The 15,304-nt window shown below is 70.2% G+C and carries 16 protein-coding genes; 8 read left to right on the forward strand and 8 right to left on the reverse strand.

The features are described from left to right. Positions 1 to 55: 55 nt before the first annotated feature. Entirely contained in the window at positions 56 to 991 is a 936-nt protein-coding gene (locus F3T56_RS00970) for a rhomboid family intramembrane serine protease (RefSeq protein WP_149822703.1), read from the reverse strand. Positions 992 to 1,183: 192 nt separating this feature from the next. On the opposite strand from F3T56_RS00970, the gene F3T56_RS00975 reads away from it, so the two are divergent. Both F3T56_RS00975 and qcrB read left to right on the forward strand, forming a co-directional pair. Next, positions 1,184 to 1,912 carry a vWA domain-containing protein gene (locus F3T56_RS00975; RefSeq protein ID WP_149822704.1) on the forward strand — a complete coding sequence of 243 codons (729 nt, stop codon included), beginning with the start codon at positions 1,184 to 1,186 and terminating at the stop codon, positions 1,910 to 1,912. A 150-nt stretch (positions 1,913 to 2,062) separates the two neighbouring features. After that, on the forward strand, positions 2,063 to 3,739 hold the full coding sequence (qcrB, locus tag F3T56_RS00980) for a cytochrome bc1 complex cytochrome b subunit (protein WP_149822705.1): 1,677 nt from the start codon (positions 2,063 to 2,065) through the stop codon (positions 3,737 to 3,739). Here the strand turns inward: qcrB and F3T56_RS00985 are convergent. Together F3T56_RS00985 and F3T56_RS00990 are read right to left on the reverse strand one after the other, a co-directional pair. After that, a complete protein-coding gene (locus F3T56_RS00985; protein WP_149822876.1) occupies positions 3,714 to 4,682 on the reverse strand; it encodes an acyl-CoA dehydrogenase family protein in 969 nt (322 codons plus the stop codon). The two genes, qcrB and F3T56_RS00985, sit on opposite strands and share 26 nt — an antisense overlap. Before the next feature lie 23 nt (positions 4,683 to 4,705). After that, on the reverse strand, positions 4,706 to 5,845 hold the full coding sequence (locus F3T56_RS00990; protein ID WP_149822706.1) for an acyl-CoA dehydrogenase family protein: 1,140 nt from the start codon (positions 5,843 to 5,845) through the stop codon (positions 4,706 to 4,708). Positions 5,846 to 5,893: 48 nt separating this feature from the next. On the opposite strand from F3T56_RS00990, the gene F3T56_RS00995 reads away from it, so the two are divergent. The 3 genes from F3T56_RS00995 to F3T56_RS01005 are packed head-to-tail and all read left to right on the forward strand — an operon-like array spanning position 5,894 to position 8,549. Next, the gene (locus tag F3T56_RS00995; RefSeq protein ID WP_149822707.1) at positions 5,894 to 6,685 is read left to right on the forward strand and encodes an SDR family oxidoreductase; all 792 of its coding nucleotides are present in this window, start codon (positions 5,894 to 5,896) and stop codon (positions 6,683 to 6,685) included. Positions 6,686 to 6,711: 26 nt separating this feature from the next. Beyond that, the gene (locus F3T56_RS01000; protein ID WP_149822708.1) at positions 6,712 to 7,347 is read left to right on the forward strand and encodes a TetR/AcrR family transcriptional regulator; all 636 of its coding nucleotides are present in this window, start codon (positions 6,712 to 6,714) and stop codon (positions 7,345 to 7,347) included. Positions 7,348 to 7,391: 44 nt separating this feature from the next. Then, the gene (locus tag F3T56_RS01005) at positions 7,392 to 8,549 is read left to right on the forward strand and encodes an acetyl-CoA C-acetyltransferase (RefSeq protein ID WP_149822709.1); all 1,158 of its coding nucleotides are present in this window, start codon (positions 7,392 to 7,394) and stop codon (positions 8,547 to 8,549) included. A 130-nt stretch (positions 8,550 to 8,679) separates the two neighbouring features. Here F3T56_RS01005 and F3T56_RS01010 read toward each other — a convergent pair whose 3' ends face one another. The 4 genes from F3T56_RS01010 to F3T56_RS01025 are packed head-to-tail and all read right to left on the reverse strand — an operon-like array spanning position 8,680 to position 12,071. After that, positions 8,680 to 9,744: an NAD(P)H-dependent flavin oxidoreductase gene (locus F3T56_RS01010; protein ID WP_149822710.1), complete on the reverse strand. Its 1,065-nt coding sequence runs from the start codon at positions 9,742 to 9,744 to the stop codon at positions 8,680 to 8,682. Continuing rightward, a complete protein-coding gene (locus F3T56_RS01015) occupies positions 9,744 to 10,463 on the reverse strand; it encodes a CoA-transferase subunit beta (RefSeq protein WP_149822711.1) in 720 nt (239 codons plus the stop codon). The genes F3T56_RS01010 and F3T56_RS01015 overlap by 1 nt, the downstream gene beginning before the upstream one ends. Further along, on the reverse strand, positions 10,451 to 11,296 hold the full coding sequence (locus tag F3T56_RS01020; RefSeq protein WP_149822712.1) for a CoA transferase subunit A: 846 nt from the start codon (positions 11,294 to 11,296) through the stop codon (positions 10,451 to 10,453). The genes F3T56_RS01015 and F3T56_RS01020 overlap by 13 nt, the downstream gene beginning before the upstream one ends. Beyond that, positions 11,289 to 12,071, reverse strand: coding sequence for an enoyl-CoA hydratase family protein (locus F3T56_RS01025; RefSeq protein ID WP_149822713.1), 783 nt, complete (start codon positions 12,069 to 12,071; stop codon positions 11,289 to 11,291). The genes F3T56_RS01020 and F3T56_RS01025 overlap by 8 nt, the downstream gene beginning before the upstream one ends. Positions 12,072 to 12,137: 66 nt before the next feature. On the opposite strand from F3T56_RS01025, the gene F3T56_RS01030 reads away from it, so the two are divergent. Both F3T56_RS01030 and F3T56_RS01035 read left to right on the forward strand, forming a co-directional pair. After that, the gene (locus F3T56_RS01030) at positions 12,138 to 12,890 is read left to right on the forward strand and encodes an SDR family oxidoreductase (RefSeq protein WP_149822714.1); all 753 of its coding nucleotides are present in this window, start codon (positions 12,138 to 12,140) and stop codon (positions 12,888 to 12,890) included. After that, positions 12,887 to 13,810: an SDR family oxidoreductase gene (locus tag F3T56_RS01035; RefSeq protein WP_149822715.1), complete on the forward strand. Its 924-nt coding sequence runs from the start codon at positions 12,887 to 12,889 to the stop codon at positions 13,808 to 13,810. The genes F3T56_RS01030 and F3T56_RS01035 overlap by 4 nt, the downstream gene beginning before the upstream one ends. Before the next feature lie 45 nt (positions 13,811 to 13,855). Here F3T56_RS01035 and F3T56_RS01040 read toward each other — a convergent pair whose 3' ends face one another. After that, positions 13,856 to 14,764: a hypothetical protein gene (locus F3T56_RS01040; protein WP_149822716.1), complete on the reverse strand. Its 909-nt coding sequence runs from the start codon at positions 14,762 to 14,764 to the stop codon at positions 13,856 to 13,858. 153 nt (positions 14,765 to 14,917) lie between these two features. Here F3T56_RS01040 and F3T56_RS01045 point away from each other — a divergent pair, with 153 nt between their 5' ends. Then, positions 14,918 to 15,283, forward strand: a complete 366-nt coding sequence (locus tag F3T56_RS01045) for a chorismate mutase (protein ID WP_149822717.1) — start codon at positions 14,918 to 14,920, stop codon at positions 15,281 to 15,283. Positions 15,284 to 15,304 lie beyond the last annotated feature (21 nt).

The following is a 15,304-nucleotide window of genomic DNA, read 5'->3' on the forward strand; positions in this document are numbered from 1 at the left end:
GGACGACTGGGCAGGCGCCGCCGCATGTTCGGTGGCGTTTCTCCGGGGCCTCGCCTCAGCCCGTCATCGCCGCGACCTTCCCCACCGCCAGCACCACCAACAGCGCCAGCACCCCCGCGCACGCCCCCGCCTGGATCAGCGCGCGGCGTCGGTCGCGAGGGGCGTAGGCGAAGGCGAGAGCCACGAGGCCGCCCGTCAGGAGGCCGCCGAGGTGGCCCTGCCAGGAGGTGGCCACCGCGGAGATGACGAGCCACAGCAGCAGGCCGATCATGAAGCGGTTGACGCTCGATGGGTCGGCGCCCAGGCGGCGGGCGAGGACGTAGTAGGCGGTGCAGACGCCGAAGATCGCGCCGGAGGCGCCGACCGTGCTGTCGTCCGGGGCGAGGAGGAGGACCAGGACGGCGCCGCCGAGGCCGGAGAGGAGGTAGAGGGCGAGGTAGCGGGCGCGGCCGAGTTGGGCTTCGACGATCCGGCCCACGTTCCACAGGGTGACCATGTTCATCACGATGTGGAGGATGCCGAACGTGCCCTGGGTGGGCGGCAGATGGAGGAACTCGCCGGTGAGGAGGCGGTACCACTCACCGTCGATGACGCCTTCGGGGTGGAAGTCGGCCGGGTAGATGTCCTGCCAGACATAGTGGAGCCCGTCCGGGCCGAGCAGACCCCGGCCCAGCATCGCGAAGTCGTCCACGATCTCCGGGCGGATCAGTTCGCCCACGTAGGCCAGGACGTTCAGAGCGATCAGGACGTACGTCACCAGCGGCACGGTCGAGATCCGGCCGCCGAAGGCCGTGCGGGCCTGACGGACCGTCCGGGCGCCCTCCTTCACGCACTCCGGGCACTGGTGGCCCACCGCGGCGTCGTGCATGCAGTCGGGGCAGATGAAGCGCTCGCAGCGGGTGCAGCGGACGTACGACTCCACCTTCGGGTGGCGGTAGCACGTGGTGACGGCAGGCTCGGACGGCGAGGGGGACGGGGACTCGGATTCCACGACCGGCTCCTTGTTGGGTGCGGACTGATGACGAGCCGGTGAGGGCGGCGGCGAACAAAATAGCGAACTTTGGGTGGGGAGGCGGAGGGGGGAGGTGTTTTGGGTGTCGTAGCCTCGGCACGCCCACGACCTCGGTCTTCCGCCGATGCCTCTTCCGTCGAACCACCTCGTGCCCCGCATCAGGAGAACCCCATGCCCGCTATCAGCCTCACCAAGGTGCGGGACACCGCCCCGGCCCTCGTCGACCTCTACAAGACCGCCGGAGTGTCCCTCGCCAAGCACGGGCTGGACGGGGTGAGGGCCGCCGTCTATCTCGTCGTCGACTACAGCGGCTCCATGAAGCCGTACTACAAAGACGGCAGCGTCCAGGCCCTCGCCGACCGCGTGCTCGGGCTGTCGGCGCACCTCGACGACGACGGGAGCGTGCCCGTCGTCTTCTTCTCGACGGACATCGACGCCGTGACCGACATCGCCCTCGCCGACCACCAGGGCCGCGTCGAGCGGATCGTGGCGGGGCTCGGCCACATGGGAAAGACCAGCTACCACCTGGCCATGGACGCCGTGATCGACCACTACCTGGACCATTCCGCGGGTGGCTCTCGGGTCCCCGCCCTCGTCGTCTTCCAGACCGACGGCGGCCCCATCAACAAGCTCGCGGCGGAACGGTATCTGTGCAAGGCCGCCCGGCTGCCGTTGTTCTGGCAGTTCATCGGGTTCGGGGACAAGGACAGCAAGCAGTTCGACTTTCTGCGGAAGCTGGACGAGCTGGCGGTGCCGGGCAAGCGGGTCGTCGACAACGCCGGGTTCTTCCATGCGGGTGCCGACCCTCGGCGGGTTTCGGACGGGGAGTTGTACGACCGACTGGTGGGCGAGTTCCCGAAGTGGCTGGTGGCGGCACGGGCCCAGGGGATCGTCGCATGAGCGGGTAAGCGGTCCAGGTGGATGTCACATAAGCGGACTCTCGGATCGTCGGATAAGGAGTGCGACCCGCGTGGCATAAGTGGGGAGTGGGCCCCATTTACGGCAACGGACGTGGGTGCCACTCTGGGACGAGCCGATGGGAGGCGACGCATGGACGGCGCGCGAGCGGTCGGGACGGACGGCGGCGGTGAAAGGAGCGCCGCGGCGAGCGGCCGGCGACGGCGGGGCGAGATCGGAAAGGGGGAGCGCTTCGCGGACTGGTCCGACGGGCGGCTCGGGATCTACGGCATCGCCAAGGCCAATCTGCGCAAGGTGTTCCCGGACCACCCCTCCTTCATGCTCGGCGAGATCAGCCTCTACAGCTTCCTCGTCCTGATCCTCACCGGCGTCTGGCTGACCCTCTTCTTCGACCCGAGCACCATCGAGGTCGAGTACAACGGCACCTACGAGCCGCTGAACGGCATCCTGATGACACGGGCGTACGAGTCCACGCTGGAGATCAGCTTCGACGTACGCGGCGGTCTGCTGATCCGGCAGATCCACCACTGGGCGGCGGTGGTCTTCGTCGCCGGGATGATCCTCCACATGATGCGGGTGTTCTTCACCGGCGCGTTCCGCAAGCCGCGCGAGCTGAACTGGGCGTTCGGCTGGACGCTGCTGTTCCTCGGCATCATCACCGGCCTGACGGGCTACTCGCTCCCGGACGACCTGCTCTCCGGCACCGGCCTCCGCTTCGCCCAGGGCGCCCTCCTGTCCGTCCCGATCGTGGGGACGTACCTCTCCTTCTTCCTGTTCGGCGGCGAGTTCCCTGGTGAGGACTTCATCGCGCGGCTCTACCCGATCCATATCCTGCTGCTGCCAGGGATCATGGTGGGCCTGGTCACCGCCCATCTGATCCTGGTCTTCTACCACAAGCACACCCAGTACCCCGGGCCCGGACGGGACCAGAAGTCGGTGGTGGGCATGCCGTTCATGCCGGTCTACATGGCCAAGGCCGGCGGTTTCTTCTTCCTCGTCTTCGGGGTGCTGGCCTTCATGGGCGCGATCGCGACCATCAACCCCGTGTGGGCCTTCGGCCCCTACCGCCCCGACCTGGTCACCACCGGCGCCCAACCCGACTGGTATCTCGGCTTCTCCGAGGGCCTGATCCGGGTGATGCCGGGATGGGAGATCAACGCCTGGGGCCATACCCTCGCCCTCGGCGTCTTCATCCCCTTCTCCCTCTTCCCGCTGATCATGATGGCCATCCTCGTCTACCCGTTCATCGAGGCCTGGATCACCGGCGACAAACGCGAGCACCACATCCTCGACCGGCCACGCAACGTGCCCGTGCGCACCGGACTGGGCGCGGCCTGGCTGAGCCTGTACGGTGTCCTGCTGATCGGCGGCGGCAACGACATCGTCGCCACCCATCTGCATCTCTCCATCAACGCGATCACCTGGTTCGTGCGCATCGCCTTCTTCGTCGTGCCCGTCGCCACCTTCATCATCACCAAACGGATCTGTCTGGGGCTCCAGCGCCGGGACCGCGCCAAAGTGCTGCACGGCCGCGAGACCGGCATCATCAAGCGGCTGCCGCACGGCGAGTTCGTCGAGGTCCATGAGGGGCTCTCGCAGGAGCAGCTGTTCACCCTCACCCAGCACGAACAGGAACAGCCGTACGAGATCGGCCCGCTCGTCGACGCCGGTGGCGTACGGCGCCGGGTCAAACCCAGCCGGCGGCTGCGCGCCCACCTGGCCCGGGCAATGTTCGGGCCGGGGACACGCGTCCCCAAGCCGACGGTGGAGGAGTACCGGGAGGTCACCAGCGGCGACCACCACCACTGAGGACATCGTTCCGGCATGCCGTGGGGCTGCCCCAGGCCGTGCGCAACGCACGGGCCTTGGTCAGCCACAGCGACAGGTCGTACTCCGCCGTGTAGCCGATCGCGCCGTGCAGTTGCAGCGCGGTACGGGCGGTCGTGTACGCCGCCTCGCAGGCCGTGACCTTGGCGGCGGCCACGTCGGCCGGGTCCAGGGTGACCGCGGCCCCGAAGACCAGCGGGCGCGCGAACGCCAACGCCACCTTCGCATCCGCCAGCCGGTGCTTCACCGCCTGGAACGAACCTATGGACACGCCGAACTGGGCCCGCTGCCTGACATAGGTGACGGTCCGGTCGAGGAGGGCGAGCCCTACGCCGAGGGCCTGGGCGGCGACCGCGAGTCGGGCCCAGGTGAGGGCCCGCGCGGCGGGTGGGTGCGTGGCAAGGAGTTCGCCGCCGGGTGCGAGGGAGGTCAGGCGGCGGGCCGGGTCCAGGGAGGGCCGGACCGGGCCGTGGCCGGGGGCCAGCCGCAGTTCGGCGTCGCTCAGGGACAGCCGGGTCGCCGCCGAGTCCCCGTCCAGGGCGTACGACCCCGCGGGCGCGAGCGTGGCCATCGCCTCCCCGGAAACCAGCGTCGGCAACAGGCGCTTCGCCGGACCCGGGTCGTCCAGCCCGGCCAGGGTCACCGCCGCCACGACCGTCTCCACCAGCGGGCCGGGCACCGCGTGCCGACCCAACTCCACGAAGGCGACGGCAAGTTCGACGGGGAGGGGGCCCACACCGTCGTACGCCTCCGGGACGGCCAGCGCGAACACGCCCAGCTCCGCGATACGGGACCACAGCGCCCGCCCCGCCGTGTGCTCGCCCCGCGCCCAGTCCCGTACGACCGCGGGAGTGTCCGCGGCGGTCAGCATCGCGTCCAGCGACTCGGCGAACGCCCGCTGTTCCGAGGAGAGGAGGAAACGCATCTGCGGCGGCATCTGCGACGACATCAGCGGCGGCCCTTCGGCAGGCCGAGGAGGCGCTCGGCGATGATGTCGCGCTGGATCTCGTTGGTGCCGGCGTAGATGGGGCCGGCGAGGGAGAAGACATAGCCCTCGGTCCAGTCGGTCACAGCCAACTCGGCCTCCTCGCCGAGCAGTTCGAGGGCCGTCTCGTGCAGGGCGATGTCGTACTCGGACCAGAACACCTTGTTCAGGCTGGATTCCGGGCCGAGCGGGGTGCCCTGGAGGAAGCGGGAGGCGGCCGCGTAGGTGAACAGCTGGTAGGCGCGGGCGCCGATCAGCGCGTCGGCCACGCGGTCGCTCGTCGACGCCGGGCACCCCCGCGCGCTCCACAGGTCGTGCAGCCGGGTCGCGGAGGCGAGGAAACGGCCGGGGGATCGGAGCGTCAGACCGCGTTCGTTGCCCGCGGCGGACATCGCGATGCGCCAGCCCTGGCCGGGCTCGCCGATGACGTCCTCGTCCGGCACGAACACGTCGTCCAGGAAGAGCTCCGCGAAGGCCGGTTTTCCGTCGAGGCGGGCGATGGGGCGGACCGTGACGCCGGGGGCGCGCAGGTCGAACATCAGATACGTCAGGCCCTGGTGGGGCTTGGGGGTGCCCGGCTCGCTGCGGAACAGGCCGAACGCCCGGTCCGCGAAGGCGGCACGCGACGACCAGGTCTTCTGGCCGCTCAAGCGCCAGCCCCCGTCCGCGCGTACGGCTCTGGAGGTGAGCGAGGCCAGGTCCGAGCCGGCCTCGGGCTCCGACCAGGCCTGCGCCCAGACGACCTCGCCGCAGGCCATGGACGGCAGGACACGGGCCCGCTGCTCCTCAGTGCCGTGGTCGAAGAGGGTCGGGGCGAGGAGGCTGATGCCGTTCTGGCTCACCCGGCCGGGGGCGCCCGCCGCGTAGTACTCCTCCTCGAAGATCAGCCAGCGCATCAGGCCCGCGTCGCGCCCGCCGTACGCGGTCGGCCAGCTCACCACCGACCAGCGGTCCACAGTCAGTTCGGCCTCCCAGGCGCGGTGGGCAGCGAAGCCCTCCTCCGTCTCCAGGGAGGGCAGCGGCTCGGACGGGACATGGGCGCGCAGCCAGGCGCGCGCCTCGGCGCGGAAGGCCTCGTCGGCCGGGGAATGGGCGAGGTCCACGGGCCACCCTCCTTCCCTAACAAGTGTTTGGTAGGTTAGCGTGCTGTCATGAAGAACGTCGAGGGTCCGGCGTACGTTCCCGGGCACGGACTGCTCAGCGGACGCACCGCCGTGATCACCGCGGCGGCCGGCGCGGGCATCGGCGGGGCGACCGCGCGACGCTTCCTGGAGGAGGGCGCACGCGTGCTGATCAGCGACGCGCACGCGCGACGGCTCAAGGAGTACGAGGCCGAGCTGGCCGGGGAGTTCGGCGGGGAGCGGGTCGGTGCGGTGCCGTGTGACGTGACGGACGAGGCTCAGGTGCGCGCGCTGTTCGAGGCGGCGGTGAGGGAGCACGGGCGGTTGGACGTCGTGGTCAACAACGCGGGGCTCGGGGGGACGTCGCGGATCGTCGACATGACCGACGAGCAGTGGTCGAAGGTGCTGGATGTGACGCTGAACGGCACGTTCCGGTGCGTACGGGCTGCGCTGCGACTCTTTTGTGAACAGGAACCCGGTGGCGTCATCGTCAACAACGCCTCCGTCGTCGGCTGGCGCGCCCAGGCCGGGCAGGCGCACTACGCGGCGGCGAAGGCGGGGGTGATGGCGCTGACCAGGTGTGCCGCGATGGAGGCCGCCGAGTACGGGGTGCGGATCAACGCCGTCTCGCCGAGCCTCGCCATGCACCCCCATCTGGTGAAGGTGACGACGGACGAGCTGTTGGAAGAGCTGACCGCGCGGGAGGCCTTCGGGCGGTACGCCGAGCCCTGGGAAGTGGCCAACGTGATCGTGTTCCTGGCGTCCGGCTACTCGTCGTACATGACGGGCGAGGTCATCTCCGTCAGCAGCCAGCACGCCTAGGAAGACGACAGGACCACAATGGAACCGTGCCGACCAAGAAGCCGACCACGACGCCGGCCCAGAAGAAGCCCCAGGTGACCGCCGCGCCCGCCCGTCGCCGCGAACTCCTCGACACCGCCGCCGAGGTCTTCGCCGAGCAGGGCTACAACGCCACCACCGTACGCAAGATCGCGGACCACGCGGGCATGCTCGCGGGCAGCCTCTACTACCACTTCGACTCCAAGGAATCGATGCTGGAGGAGATCCTGCGGACCTTCCTCGACGAGCTCTGGGACGGCTACGACACCGTCCTGGCGGCCGAGTCGGGGCCGCGAGAAACCCTGGAGGCGCTGGTCACCGAGTCGTTCCGGGAGATCGACCGGCACCGGGCCGCGGTCGCGATCTACCAGAAGGAAGCGAAGCAGCTGGTCGCGCAGGAACGGTTCGCGTTCCTCGCCGAGTCGCAGCGCAGGTTCGAGAAGGCGTGGCTGTCCACGCTGGAGCGCGGCGTCGCGGCCCGGGTCTTCCGGGCCGACCTCGACATGCGGCTCACCTACCGGTTCGTGCGCGACACCGTGTGGGTCGCCGCGTCCTGGTACCGGCCCGGGGGACAGCACAGCCCGGAGGAGATCGCCCGGCAGTACCTGTCGATGGTGCTGGACGGGATCGCCGTACGCACGTAGCTCATTGAACCCGTTCAACTCATCGTGGAAGCAGGGGAGTTGCCATGGCCGAGGCCTACATCGTCGAAGCGGTCCGTACGCCCGTCGGGCGGCGTGGGGGAGGGCTCGGCGCGGTTCATCCGGCCGATCTGGGCGCGCATGTGCTGAAGGAGTTGGTGGGGCGCGCCGACATCGATCCCGCCGCCGTGGAGGACGTCGTCTTCGGCTGTCTGGACGCGGTGGGGCCGCAGGCCGGTGACATCGCGCGGACCAGTTGGCTGGCCGCCGGGCTGCCGGAGGAGGTGCCCGGGACGACCGTCGACCGGCAGTGCGGCTCCTCTCAGCAGGCCGTGCACTTCGCCGCCCAGGCCGTGCTCTCCGGCACGCAGGACCTGGTCGTCGCGGGTGGCGTGCAGAACATGACCATGGTCCCCATCGCCTTCGCCTCCCGGCAGGCCGCCGTGCCGCTCGGGCTCACCGAGGGGCCGTTCGCGGGGAGTGAGGGGTGGCGGGCGCGGTACGGGGAGCGGCCGGTGAACCAGTTCGTCGGGGCCGAGATGATCGCCTCCAAGTGGGGGATCAGCCGGGAGGACCAGCAGGAGTACGCGCTCCGGTCGCATCAGCGGGCGGTGCGGGCCATTGACGAAGGGCGCTTCGAGAAGGAGACCGTCGCGTACGGGGGTGTGGCCGTGGACGAGGGGCCGCGCCGGGACACCTCGCTGGAGAAGATGGCCGCGCTGAAACCGGTGATCGACGGGGGCACTGTCACCGCCGCGTGCTCCTCCCAGGTGTCCGACGGTGCGGCCGCGCTGCTGCTCGCCTCCGAGCGGGCGGTACGCGAACACGGGCTGCGGCCACGCGCGCGCGTGCACCACCTCTCCGTGCGCGGCGAGGATCCCATCCGTATGCTCACCGCCCCGATACCGGCGACCGCGTACGCCCTGAAGAAGACCGGCCTCTCGCTGGACACCATCGACCTCGTCGAGATCAACGAGGCGTTCGCGCCCGTCGTGCTGGCCTGGCTGAAGGAGACGGGGGCGGATCCGGCGAAGGTCAACGTCAACGGGGGCGCGATTGCCCTCGGGCACCCCCTGGGTGCGACGGGCGCCAAGCTGATGACGACTCTGCTGCACGAGTTGGAGCGCACGGGGGGGCGGTTCGGGCTCCAGACGATGTGCGAGGGCGGGGGGCAGGCGAACGTGACGATTGTTGAGCGGGTTTGAAGGGGCTGACCCGCCGTCGTAGCTGCGGGCAGTCGTGCCGCTGGGGCGATGGGGGTACCTCTCGCTCGAGCGAAGCCGAGAGTGGGGGAGGGCGGGCGCAGCGGCACCTCGTAGCGCCGAGTCGCGCAGCCTACCCCCGCTCAGCCACAGCGCCGGGTGCGAGCCCGTCGATGATTTGCGCGGCCTCCTTCATCACCCGCTCCACCAGCTCCGCGCATGACGGCAGGTCGTCGATCACCCCGCTGACCTGGCCCGCTGCCATCACTCCCAGGTCCGTGCGGCCGTCGACCATCGCGGACTTGAGGAGGATGGGGGTGTTGGCGGCGAGGAGGAGTTGGCTCCAGGTGAGATTTTTGCCGTGGCGGGTGGTGAGGGCGTCTTGGAGGAGTTGGCGCCAGGTCAGGCCGGAGAGCTTGTGGAAGGCGGCTGCGTGGCGGATCGCCTGGGAGAGGGTTTTCAGGCGGCCGGCGTTTTCCAGTGCGGTGACCAGGTCTGTGCGGAGCATGCGGTGGGGGAGGCCGTCGACCGCGCGGGTCACGGTGATGTCTTTGACGGTGGCCGCCAGGTAGCGGGCCTTCACCGGGTCCGGCACCGTCGAGTCCGAGGTGAGCAGGAAACGCGTGCCCATGGCGATGCCGGTCGCGCCGTAGGCCAGCGCCGCGACCAGGCCCCGTCCGTCGAAGAAGCCGCCTGCCGCGACGACCGGGATGTCCACGGCGTCCACGACCTGCGGGAGGAGGACCGTTGTCGCCACCTCGCCGGTGTGGCCGCCGCCCTCGCCGCCCTGCACGATCACGGCGTCCGCACCCCAGGCCGCGACCTTCTCGGCGTGCCGTCGGGCGCCTATGGAGGGGACGACGACTATGCCTGCTTGCTTGAGTTCGGTGATCAGGTCGGGGGAGGGGGCCAGGGCGAAGGAGGCTACGGGCACGCCCTCCTCGATCATGATGCGTACGCGGTCGCCGGCGTCCGTCGCGTCGGCGCGGAGGTTGACGCCGAAGGGGGCGTCCGTGCGGGACTTGACCTCTTGGATCGCCGTACGCAGCTGGTCGAGGGTCATGGTCGCGGAGGCCAGGATTCCGAGGGCGCCCGCGTTGGCTGTGGCGGAGACCAGGCGGGGGCCCGCCACCCAGCCCATGCCGGTCTGGACGATGGGGTGGCGGACACCTGTCAGGCGGGTGAGTGCCGTTTCCATCAGGCCTCGACCTCGCGGATGCGGGTGTTCCGCGGGTCGATCACCTCGCGGATCAGGTGCAGTTCGGCGGGGGTCGGGTCACGGGTGTACGGCACGTCGTCCGGGATGGTAACGGCGAAGGCGGTCGCCTCCTTGACCTGGTCGACGGTGACTTCCGGGTGCAGGGACGCCAGCCGCATCGAGCGGTCCGGGGTGGTGAAGTCGAAGACGCCGAGGTCGGAGACGACGCGGGGGATGCGGTGGTGGCGTGCGTCGAGGGCGTGGTCGTAGCCCACTCCGCACACCATGTCGGCCTTCTCGACGAAGACACGGCGGGAGTGTTTCGGGATCCAGTAACTGGTGGGGTTGTTGAGGGTGTTGACGGGGGCGCCGCGTACGCCGAGCAGTTGGCGTTTCGGTTTTGTCCAGTCGCCTATGCAGGAGATGTTCTGGTTGCCGTAACGGTCGATCTGGCTCGCGCCCATCATCACGTGGCGGCGGCCGCCGGTGACCAGGGTGAGGTGCTGGCGGTAGGGGAGCCAGCCCTCGACGGTGCCGTCCGGGGTGACCAGCAGGGCCTCGCCGTCGGTGAGGAGCAGGTCCGGGGAGAAGGTGTGGCGGGCGAGGCGGGCGCCGATGGAAGGGATCAGGCCCATCGGGCTCGCGAGGATCTCGCCCGCGTCGCGCCAGGTCTCGGCGCAGGCGATCACGCAGTACTCGGCGCGGCTCACTCCGGACACGTCGCCTCCTTGACCGCCGACTGGTACGCCTGCTCGTCGCCGCTGAGGAAACGCGCCGCGAACTCGGGCCAGGGGGTTGTCGCGTAGGTCTTCTGGAAGGCCTCGTCGCGGGCGTAGTCGGGGACGCAGGAGGTGAAGTGCGCGCCGCCCGGGGCCTCGATCACGCCTGTCACGACATGGCGTTTGAGGAGGAGTGAGGGGGGTGGGGCCTCCTTGGCCAGGTCCGCCGTGTCGACGATGCGTTCGCAGGAGACGTACGCCGTGTCGGCGGCCTCGCAGAAGAGGTCGTCGAAGTACGGGTCCGGGCCCAGGTACTGGCCGTTGCCCTGGCGGTCGGCGCGGTTGACGTGGACGAGCGCCGCGTCCAGGCGGAGGGCGGGCATGGCCACGAAGGTCTCGCCGTCGGCGTAGGGGGAGGTGATGGTCCGCAGCTCCGGGTTGACCCGCATCACGTCGGAGCCGATGCCTGCCCTTACCGGCATGAAGGGGAGGCGGTTGGCGGCCGCGTGCAGGCCCCACATGAACATCGCCTCGTCGATCTCCATCAGCTCGAAGGCCCCCCGCTCGCGTGCCGCGCGGAAGTGGGGTTCCAGGGGGATCGAGTCGAGGGTGGCGAAAGCGGCGATCAGCTTTCGGATGCGGCCGGCGGCGGCGAGCATGCCTACGTCCGGGCCGCCGTACGAGACGACGGTGAGATCGGTGATCTCGGTACGGAGCAGTGCTCGCACCAGGGCCATGGGCTTGCGGCGCGAACCCCAGCCGCCGATGCCGAGCGTCATCCCGCTCTCCAGCCGCGAGGCGGCCTCGTCGGAGGTCATCGTCTTGTCACTCACCCGGTTCCCCCTCAGGTCCCTTCGCTTCCGGCTTGGTTTCGGGCTTGCCGAAGGTGTCGCGGAGCTCGTCTGCCACCCCGTCGAGGTTGGCCTCGAAGGTGAAGCCCTGTTCGAAGCGGTAACTGCGGCGGACGTCGACGGGGTCGATGCCGTTGATCGCGGCCTTGGCCAGCCGGATCAGCCGGGCGTCCTTGGCGGCTATCTCGCGCGCCAACTCCAGGGCCGCGGTGAGCAGTTCGGCGCGCGATACGACCTTCCAGACCGAGCCGTGCCCCCGTAGCTCGGCCGCCGTCGCCGTACGCGAGGTGTAATACAGCGCGCGCATCAGGTGCTGGGGGACCAGCCGGGCCAGATGCGTCGCCGCACCCAGCGCACCCCGGTCGAGCTCCGGCAGCCCGAACGTGGCGTCGTCGCTCGCCACGATCGCGTCCGCGCTGCCCACCAGCCCGATCCCACCTCCCAGACAGAAACCGTGCACCGCGGCGACCACCGGCACCTCGCACTCGTACACGGCGGCGAACGCCTCCGCGCAGCCCTGGTTGGCGCCGATCAGCGCACGCCGCCCCGCCGCCTGGATCTCCTTGATGTCCACCCCGGCGTTGAACCCGCGCCCTTCCGCCGCCAGCACCACGCACCCGACGGACGGATCACGCCCCGCCCCGCGCAGCGCGTCGGCCAGCTCGAACCAGCCGCGCACCGGCAACGCGTTCACCGGCGGGAAGTCAACCGTGACAACGGAAATCCCCTTTTCGGGGGACGAGGTGGAGACACCCATAGCCGCATCAGCTACCTTCCACCTAACGTTTGTTAGGTACATCTCTTGGGTGGAAGGTAGCAGCGGATGCGGCTCAACGGGAAGGTCGCCGTCGTCACCGGCGGCACGCGCGGCGTCGGCGCCGGCATCGCCCGCGCCCTCGCCGAAGCGGGCGCCGAGGTCGTCGTATGCGCCCGCCGTCCGCCCGAAGTGCCGGTCAAGGGCGCCGAGTTCAGACCCGTGGACGTCCGGGACCCCGACGCCGTCCACCGCCTCTTCGACGACCTGCCCCGGCTCGACACCCTCGTCAACAACGCTGGAGGCACCCCCTACCGGCCCCTCACCGCAGCCGACGCCCACCGCCACGCCCGCGTCATCGACCTCAACCTCACCGCCCCGCTCACCGTCTCCCTCGCCGCGTACGAGCACCTCCGCCGGGCCAGAGGCGCGATCGTGATGATCGGCAGCGTCAGCGGCAGCCGCCCGTCGCCCGGCTCGGCGGCGTACGGCGCGGCCAAGGCCGGCCTGGAGCATCTCGCGCGCTCGATGGCCGTGGAATGGGCCCCGGAGATACGCGTCAACACCCTCGTCCTCGGCATGGTCCGCACGGAGCTCTCCCACCTCCACTACGGCGACGCGGACGGCATTGCGGCAGTCGCCCGCACGGTCCCCCTGGGCCGCCTCGCCGAACCGTCCGACGTGGGCGAGGCCGCCGTCTTCCTCGCCTCCGACGCGGCGGCCTACATCACCGGCGCCTCGCTCCACGTCCACGGCGGCGGAGAACGCCCGGCCTTCCTCGACGCGGCCACGGCCAACAAACAGAGAGGAGAAACCACGTGAACGCACCACGACTCTGCGAGGGGCGCGTCGTCGTGATCACCGGCGCGGGGCGCGGACTCGGACGCGCCCACGCGCTCGCCTACGCCGCCGAGGGCGCCCGAGTCGTCGTCAACGACCTCGGCGTAGGACTGGACGGCACACCGGACGACGCCCCGGCCCCCGACAGCCCGGCCGCCCGGGTCGCCGACGAGATCCGCACGGCAGGAGGGGAGGCGATCGCCCACGGCGGCGACATCGCGACCACCGAGGGCGCCACGTCTCTGATACGCACCGCACTGGACACGTACGGCCGCCTCGACACCCTCGTCAACAACGCCGGCTTCCTGCGCGACCGGATGCTCGTCAACCTCGACGAGGACGACTGGGACGCCGTCGTCCGGGTCCACCTCAAGGGCCACTTCCTCCCGCTGAAGCACGCCGCCGCACACTGGCGGGCCGAGGCCAAGGCGGGACGGACGCCGGTGGCACGAGTCGTCAACACCAGCAGCGGCGCCGGCCTGCTCGGCTCCGTCGGCCAGGGCAACTACAGCGCCGCCAAGGCGGGCATAGTCGCCCTGACCCTCGTCGCCGCCGCCGAACTCCAGCGCTACGGCATCCAGGTCAACGCCATCGCCCCCGCCGCGCGGACCAGGATGACGGAGAGCACCTTTGCCGAGACGATGGCCGCGCCCGGCGTCGGCTTCGACGCCATGGCTCCGGAGAACGTGTCTCCCCTGGTGGTGTGGCTGGGCTCAGCCGCGAGCACCGGCGTCACCGGCCGAGTCTTCGAAACGGAGGCCGGCCGCATCACCGTCATGCAGGGCTGGCACCCCGGCCCCACCACAGACAAGGGCACCCGCTGGACCCCAACAGAAGCAGGCGAGGCAGCCCTGAAACTCCTGGCAGAGGCAAAGGAGCCACGACCGGTGTACGGCACCTGAGGATTGGGGCCGCGCCCCGAACCGAACCCCCACCCCCTCGTGCGTCTACGTGTCACACTCCAAAACCGTCCGACACAACCCACACCGAGCCCGAACCCGCCCCCGAACCGGCACCCTGATTTTCTGATGACAGGTAGGACAAGGAAACGACACCCTCAACGGCCCCCGCCCATCCGGCGTGAACGCATACGACACCCCCCCCCCCCCCCCACCCCCCGGCCCAGCCGACCGCAGGTCAAGCGCATGGCGCCGATCCCGGGCGTACCGCCGCCGCCCCACCCACCCCGCCCCGGTCAACGGCGGCTGCTGCTCGTCCCGCCGAGCCCGCCCCCGCCCCTCCGCATACGCGGAATACGCCTGCGGACTCGTGAACCACACCGAAGGATCCTCCCCGAACACCTGCGCCCGCTTGGCCAGCACATATCCGAACTCCTCCGGCGTCAGATACCCGAGCTTCTGCGACGACGCGGCGTCCTCCCGAAACGCGTCGAGCAGCAGCCAGCCCGCCCCCAGATACGTCGCCGCCGTATCCGTGAGGATCTCGTTCTCCCGGGTGCCGGAGAACGACAGCCCGAGCCGGTGCAGATAGACGTGCATCACCTCGTGGGCGAGGGCCGCGCCGATGTCCCGGCGGTGGGTGCGGAAGCGGTCGTTGAGCTCGATGAAGTACTCGGGACCGGCGGCCAGTTCGACGCTCGCCGCGTGCGTCATCTCACGGAAGCTGATGACCATCCGAGCATCCGGTAGCCGATAGTGCCGGACCAGCTCGCGGGCCACCCGCTGGGCACCGAGATAAAGATCGTCGGTGTCGCAGAACGCCACGTCGACGGGGGCCACGCTGGTGTCGAAGGTGTGGATCGTGTCGTACGAGAGCCGCTTGTACAGCGCGGTGATCGACTCCCGCACGAGGTCCAGGTGCGGGTAGCCGTGCTCGACCGGTCCGCCGTTCGCCACGTCCGCACCCCCAGAGACGTCTCGATACGTTCCACTCTAAGCCGGTACGGACGCTCCACACCGGTGCGAACGGATGCTCGCCCGCCCGCAGCGACAGCGGCCGGAGCCATACGCCTCGCGCCCCGGCCACGGCCGCCCCGTAGGGTGACGACCATGACCACCAGCAACACCAACGAGGCGAACAGCGGGACGCCGGCCAAAGAGGTCGACGCGGACGTGCGCGAGGAGCTCACGCGCCTGCGGGACAGCATCGACAACATCGACGCCGCCGTCGTCCACATGCTCGCCGAGCGCTTCAAGTGCACCCAGCGGGTCGGCCACCTCAAGGCCGCGCACCAGCTGCCCCCCGCCGACCCGGCCCGCGAGGCGCAGCAGATCAACCGGCTGCGCGGACTCGCCGAAAGTGCCAAGCTGGACCCGGCGTTCGCCGAGAAGCTGCTGAACTTCATCATCGCCGAGGTCATCCGGCACCACGAACGCATCGCGGACGACGCACTGAACGGCGGCACAGGGGAGTGACATCGCGCCCTCCACAGGCCG

It is taken from the genome of Streptomyces tailanensis (assembly GCF_008386495.1).
Taxonomy (GTDB): domain Bacteria; phylum Actinomycetota; class Actinomycetes; order Streptomycetales; family Streptomycetaceae; genus Streptomyces; species Streptomyces tailanensis.